Source organism: Streptomyces sp. 13-12-16 (assembly GCF_002114215.1).
GTDB lineage: Bacteria > Actinomycetota > Actinomycetes > Streptomycetales > Streptomycetaceae > Streptomyces.
In genome coordinates this window covers 1-6,661 of record NZ_NCTE01000218.1, presented here as the reverse complement: position 1 = coordinate 6,661, position 6,661 = coordinate 1, and the positions used below count along the sequence as shown (strand labels likewise).

Annotated in this window: 5 protein-coding genes and 1 pseudogene; all 6 read right to left on the bottom strand. The window is 73.7% G+C overall.

All coding sequences use genetic code 11. The features are described from left to right. Positions 1–593: pseudogene (locus B7767_RS09960) on the bottom strand (S9 family peptidase); the annotation flags it as partial. 4 nt (positions 594–597) lie between these two features. Beyond that, positions 598–1,902 (bottom strand): M20/M25/M40 family metallo-hydrolase, encoded by a 1,305-nt coding sequence (locus B7767_RS09955; protein ID WP_085571875.1) that lies wholly within the window; start codon positions 1,900–1,902, stop codon positions 598–600. Further along, the gene (locus B7767_RS09950; protein WP_085571874.1) at positions 1,895–2,728 is read right to left on the bottom strand and encodes a M55 family metallopeptidase; all 834 of its coding nucleotides are present in this window, start codon (positions 2,726–2,728) and stop codon (positions 1,895–1,897) included. Before B7767_RS09950 ends, B7767_RS09955 begins: the two co-directional genes overlap by 8 nt. Positions 2,729–2,825: 97 nt before the next feature. Continuing rightward, positions 2,826–3,554 (bottom strand): class I SAM-dependent methyltransferase, encoded by a 729-nt coding sequence (locus B7767_RS09945; protein WP_085571873.1) that lies wholly within the window; start codon positions 3,552–3,554, stop codon positions 2,826–2,828. Between the two features lie 141 nt (positions 3,555–3,695). Further along, the gene (locus tag B7767_RS09940; protein WP_085571872.1) at positions 3,696–6,167 is read right to left on the bottom strand and encodes a SpoIIE family protein phosphatase; all 2,472 of its coding nucleotides are present in this window, start codon (positions 6,165–6,167) and stop codon (positions 3,696–3,698) included. Between the two features lie 144 nt (positions 6,168–6,311). Beyond that, a partial coding sequence (locus B7767_RS09935) for a carboxypeptidase-like regulatory domain-containing protein (protein ID WP_143652321.1) occupies positions 6,312–6,661 on the bottom strand: 350 nt, incomplete at its 5' end.

The following is a 6,661-nucleotide window of genomic DNA, read 5'->3' as shown; positions in this document are numbered from 1 at the left end:
CGCCCGTCCGGCGCGAGACGCGGCCCGGTGACGAACCGGTGCCGGCCGTCGCTCAGTTCCCGCACGGCGCCGCGGTCACCGGCGGCCGAGCCGTCCAGCGGTACGGCTGCCAGGACCCGGCGCACGTCGCCGGGGCCGTCGCCGGTGAACTCCTCCAGGACGCACCACGCCTCGCCGCGCTCCGGCAGCAGCACCGGATCGGCCCAGCGCAGCCCCTGCCCGACCGGGGACACGGGGGTGAGCGGGCGGGGCTCGCCACCCGGCTCGTACCGGTAGAGGCGCTGGTCGGCGAAGTTCACGAACACCACGAGCGGGACACCGTCCCGCACGGCGGCGGCCCAGGGACGGCCGCCGTACTCGATGACGCGCGTGCGCACGTTCCACGGCGCGGGCAGGACCGGCTCCTCGGTTCCGTCGGCGCGCCGGCGCACCAGGGTGCGCCGGCCGGCCTCGGTGGGCCGGGGCTCGGTCCACCACACCTCGTCGCCGACGAAGCCCACGAACTCGGGGCTGCCGTCGTGGGCCGCGGCCGTGGCCGCGTCGATGGGCGAGGGCCACTCGCCGTACGCCAGGCTCCGCACTGTCTCCCCCACTCGCTCAGGCCGTCCGCAGGAACCGGTCGAGGACCCGGACGCCGAAGTGCAGCGCCTCGACCGGGACGCGCTCGTCGACGCCGTGGAAGAGCGCCTGGTAGTCGAAGCCCTCCGGCAGCCTCAGCGGCGCGAATCCGTAGCCGGTGATGCCCAGCCGGGAGAACTGCTTGGCGTCCGTGCCGCCGGACATGCAGTACGGCACCACGTGTCCCTCGGGCGCGAACTCCTCGACGGCGGCCCGCATCCGGGCGAACGTCGGGGAGTCCACCGGCGCCTGGAGCGCCACCTCGTGGTGCTCGAACTCCCAGTCGACGTCCGGTCCGGTGAGCCGGTCCATGGTCGCGCGGAACTCGTCCTCGGTACCCGGCAGATAGCGTCCGTCGACGCGCGCCACGGCCTCCCCGGGGACCACGTTGACCTTGTAACCGGCGTCCAGCATCGTCGGGTTGGTGCTGTTGCGGACGGTGGCCTCGACGAGCTTCCCGGCCGTGCCGAGCTTGTCCAGCAGCGTGTCCGGGTCGGACAGGTCGGTCTGGATGCCGTACACGGCGGCGAGTTCGGTGAGCGCGGCCCGCACGGTCGGGGTGAGCCGCAGCGGCCACTGGTGCTCGCCGATGCGGGTGATGGCGGCGGCGAGGCGGGTCACCGCGTTCTCCCGGTTGACCTTGGAGCCGTGCCCGGCCCGGCCGCGCGCGGTGAGCCTCATCCAGGCCGTGCCGCGCTCGCCGGCCGCGATCGGGTAGATCTGCCGCCCGTCGCCGTCGTGGAAGGTGAACGCGCCCGACTCGCTGACGCCCTCGGTGCAGCCCTCGAAGAGGTGGGCGTGCCGGTCGGCGAGGAAGCCGGAGCCGTCCTCGGCGCTGGCCTCCTCGTCCGCGGTGAACGCGATGACGACGTCCCGCCGGGGCCGTACGCCCTCGCGCGCCCAGGCCCGCACCACGGCGAGGATCATCGCGTCCATGTTCTTCATGTCGACGGCGCCGCGCCCCCAGACGACCCCGTCGCGGACCTCCCCGGAGAACGGGTGCACGCTCCAGTCGGCGGCCTCGGCCGGGACGACGTCCAGGTGCCCGTGGACGAGCAGCGCGTCGGCCGACGGGTCGGTGCCCTCCAGACGGGCGACGACGTTGGTCCGGCCGGGGACGCGTTCCAGGAGCACCGGTTCCAGGCCGGCCTCGGCGAGCCGCGCGGCGGCGTACTCGGCGGCGGGCCGCTCCCGGCAGTCGCCCCCGCCCCTGTTGGTCGTGTCGATCCTGATCAGGTCGGACGTGAACGTCACGACCTCGTCCAGGGCCCGCTCGTCAGCCATACTGCTCCTCCACCGCGGCCGAGGCGATCGTGGTGACCGCCTTGAAGGTGCGGATCCCGTCGTACATGGTCCCGCTGGTGTACGCCACCTTCCGCTCACCGGTGCGGGTCACGCCCGGCACGACGGTGGCGGCCATCGCCAGGTGCTCGGCGTCGAACTCCACCGCGACGGTGAACGGCCCGCCGTCGACCGGCTCCCGGCGCACCGCCAGCGTGGCCGCCTCCTCGGCCGCCGCGCGGATGTCGGCGGCCGTCCGGGCGGGGGTGCGGCACACGGCCGCGTACCGGGACACATGGTCCTTGACGGCGACCTTCAGCGCCTCGGGCGCGTAGCCGAGCGCGTCCTCGCAGGCGACGTCGTCACCGGTCACCAGGACCACCGGCACCCCGTACTCGGCGACCACGTGCGCGTTGAGCAGCCCCTCGCTGGCCCGTACGTCGTTGACCCAGACCCCGGTGATGGAGTTGGCGAGGAAGGTGTGCGCGAGGACGCCCTCCATGCCGGCGCCGGCGTGGTAGCCGATGAACGCGATGCCGTCCACGTCACCGTGCTGCACGCCCTCGACCATCGACAGGGCCTTGTGCCGCCCGGTGAGCATCTCGGCCCGCTCGTCCAGCTGCTCCAGGAGCAGGTTGCGCATGGTCCAGTGGGCCTCGTTGATCAGCACCTCGTCGGCGCCGCCGTCGAAGAACCCCTGCACGGCGGCGTTGACGTCCGAGGTGAACATGGACCGGCACCGCTCCCACTGGGGAGTCCCCGGCAGCACGTCGGCCGGCCAGGTGACGCCGGTGGCGCCCTCCATGTCGGCGCTGATGAGGATCTTCATGCGGCACACGCTACGTGGTTCCGCCGAATCCCGGCCAGCCTGTGGATGACTCCCACCGGTCCGGACCGGTGAAGGACCCACCGCTCCTCACCAGGCACTACCGTACGGCGCGTCCCGTCAGGAACCAGAGGGACGGCAGTGCGATGCGGGTGCCGTCGGGGCCGTGCTCCGTGGTGGTCAGCGGCAGGGTGCCGTTCGCCAGCACGGTCAGTCCGGCCGCGGTCAGGAGCTCGGGCACGGCCGCGTCGTCGACCTCGCCGGGGGCTATGCCGTGCCGCAGGACCGGCGCGAGTTTGGGCGGCGGTCCCGCGGGGCCGGCCGCGAGGCCCCGCAGGACGGCTCCGGCGGCCTCGGAGGGCTCGACGAGGAAGGCACGGCCGCGGTCGCCGACCAACGTGGCGACGGCGTCCGCCAGCGCCTGCCGGTCGTCGGGCTCGCACTGGTGCAGCACACCGCGCATGTACACGTTGACGTCACCGAGTTCGGCGTGCAGCTCCTGTATCCCGGCCTTGTCGACGGCGTCCAGTCGCCGGTACGCCGCCTGCCCGGCCGGGTCGGCGGCGCGGGCACGGTCCAGGGCGGCGGCGGAGAGGTCGGCGCCGAGGACGTGCGGGAAGCGGTCGGCGAGGAAGCGGGTCTGGGTGCCGTTGCCGCACCCGAGGTCCACCAGGGGCAGCCGGGGGTCCGTCAGATACGGTTCGAACAGGGCGAGGTGGCGGGCCACCGTCAGGGCGGGCTCCGCGTCCCAGAACACGGCCCCCTCCTCGTCGGGTGCCTCACGCCAGAAGCCCTCCCAGGCCTCCCGGTACCGACTCGTCACGCTCATGACCGACTCCCCAGGGTGCGACGCCGACCCGCCCCGTGTGACGGGCCAGTACGGTGTATCGCGCCCCGGGCGCGCGGACAAGCGCGCGGCGTATTCCTTCACGGCTCGTTCGCCCCGGAGTGCGCCGTGTACCACCGGCGCTCAGCGTCGTCGCGGCAGTGTCAGTTCGAACCACACGCTCTTGCCGGTCGTCGTCCGGCTGGTGCCCCACTGGCGGGCGAGGGTGCTGACCACGCGCAGTCCTCGCCCGGACTCGTCCGCCGGCCGCGCGTCGAGCAGTGTCGGCAGTTCGTGGTCGTCGTCCTCCACCTCGCACAGCAACGTGTCGCCGCGCACCAGCCGCAGGGCGACGGGGCGGGCGTGGGAGTGCAGCACGGCGTTGGTGACGAGCTCGCTCACCATCAGCTCGGTGCTGTCGACGAGCTTCGGCAGCCCCCAGTCGTGGAGCTGCTCGCGGACCACCGCGCGGGCCCGGCCGACCTCGGACGGCTCGGGGACGAGCCGCCATTCGGCGACGTCGTCGGGTTCGATGCCGCCCAGCCGGGCCATCAACAGGGCCACGTCGTCCTTGCGGCCGCCGGATGTGTTGAGCTCGCGGACGATGGTGTCGCAGGCGTCGTCCATGGAGGCGGCCGGGTGGGCGGCGGACTCGCACAGCGTGGCGAGCCCGACACCGATGTCCTCGCCGCGCACCTCGACCAGTCCGTCGGTGCACATCACCAGCCGGTCACCGGGCTCCACGGGCACGCGCACCGTCTCGAAGGGCACCCCGCCGACACCGATGGGCGCCCCGGTGGGCAGGTCGAGCAGTTCGCTGCGCCCGTCGGCGGCGCGGACCAGGACCGGCGGGATGTGTCCGGCGTTGGCGAGGCGCAGCTCGCCCGCGATGGGGTCGTAGACGGCGTACAGGCAGGTCGCGAGGTAGGTGTCGCCGAGCCGCTGGGCGAGGTCGTCGAGGTTGCGCAGGAGTTGCGCGGGCGGCAGGTCGAGTGCGGCCATGGTCTGCACGGCGGTGCGCAACTGGCCCATCATCGCGGCCGAGTTCAGTCCGTGCCCCATGACGTCGCCGACGACGAACGCGGTACGGGCGCCGGGCAGCTTCACCGCGTCGAACCAGTCGCCGCCGATCCGCCCGAGCAGGGTGCCCGGCAGATAGCGGGTGGCGATGTCGCAGCCCGCCATGCGCGGCGGGATGTGCGGCAGCATGCTGTCCTGGAGCGTCTCGGCGACGTTCTCCTGGTACGTGTACATCCGTGCGTTGTCGAGCACGAGCCCCGCGCGGGCCGCGAGTTCGGCGCCGGTGACCCGGTCCATGTCGTTGAAGACCTGCCGCTCCGGATGGCGCAGCAGGATCATGAAGCCGAGGACGGCATGGCGCGCCTTCAGCGGGACGACCAGCATGGACCGTCCGGTGATCAGCGGCCGGATGTCGCGCTTCTCGAACTGCGAGGCGATGGCGTGGCCCATCTCCTCGCTGATGCGCGGCACGAGGACGGGTTCGCCGGTGGTCATGCACTGGAAGAACGGGGTGTGCGCCGGAAAGGGCATGGCCTCGCCGACGGGCACGACGTCGTCCCAGCGGCCGGGTTCGTCGGTGTGCTCCAGGGCGACCCGGTGCCACATGGTGGTGGTGTCCGGCACGCCCTCGTCGAATCCCTCACCGGCGACGACCTGTTCGCGCAGATAGGTGCCGGCGACGTCGGTGAAGCGGGGCACGACGGCCTTGCTGACCTCGACGATGGTGCGGGAGAGCTCGAGGGAGGTGCCGATCCGGGAGCTGACCTCGTTGAGGAACTCCAGGCGTTCGCGGACGGCGGCGTACTCGAGGTCCTCGCCCTCGTCGCGCAGTTCCTCGGGCACCGGTTCGCCGGCCGCCAGCGCCCGCGCGGCCCGTTCGCGGCGCTCCCGGCGTTCGATGCGCCGGGGCACGCCCCAGTCGGGGGTGACGGGCACCCGGTCGTTCTGGCTGAACTCCAGTACGGGGTAACCCAGTTCGAGGACCTGGGCGACGATGCGGGCGCTGTCGCCGACGCTCATGCTGGGGAGGATCTCGGGGAGCCGGCGGGCGAGGTCCTCGGAGCCGGGGAAGTCGGTGTGCAGGGCGAAGCCGGGCGCGATCCGTTCGAACGTCCCGGCCCCGTCCGTGCGCAGCAGTCCGTCCGCGTCGGCGGCCAGCACCAGCAGCCGCTCGCGTCCCGGGCCCACCAGCGGGTAGGCCCACCACAGCACGTCGACCCGTCCGGCGTCGGCCGCGGCCAGCCGGGCCCGGCCAGCCGCCGGGTAGGACAGGCCCCCGCCGAGCGAGGCACCGAGGCCGGGCCCCAGGCCGTCGTAGGCGGCGTACGCCCCGTAGGGCTCCTCCTCCCCGGGTTCCCCCGGTTCCTCGGGCAGGGCCCCGGTCACGGGCAGCAGGTCGGCCGCCGGGCGGCCGATCGCGTCCTCCTTGGCGAGGGAGAACAGGCGCCGCGCGCCCCTGCTCCAGTGGGAGACGAGTCCGTCGCGGTCGACCACGACCACGGCCAGCGGGATACGGCCGGCGCCGCCCCGTTCGGCCGCCGCGCCGTCCCCCGCGCGGCGTTCCGGAGGTGTGTCCCGCTCGGTGCCACGGTCCATGGCCCAGGCCCTCTCTCCCCCGGCTGCGCAAGATCTGTACCGCCGTCACCACCGTACGGCCAGGGTCGGCCGCCATGTGTGTCAACGCGGGAATTGCTCGCCGGCGCTCGCACCGGCGTGCGTTCCCGCGCGTGACCGACCGTTTCAGTCCTCGTGGCCGAGCTGGAGGTCGCGTTCCGTGCGGCCTCCGCCGGCCATCTGGAGCACGGTCGCGACCGGCGGGTAGCCGGCGGCGATGACGGTGTACTCACCGGACGACAGGTCGACGAAGCGGAAGATGCCGTCGGGTCCCGTGGTGAGGGTGTCGACGACGTTGCCCGCCGCGTCCAGCAGGGTCACGCGGGCCTCCTCCACGGGCCGCCCGCCGCCGGCCCGCACGGTGCCGCGCAGCACCGCGCCGCCGGCCAGTTCGACGTCCTGGCGGGTCTCGCGGGCGGCCTGGACGGTGACGGGGAGGGCGGCCGGGCGGAAGGCGGGCGCGCTCGCGGCGAGGG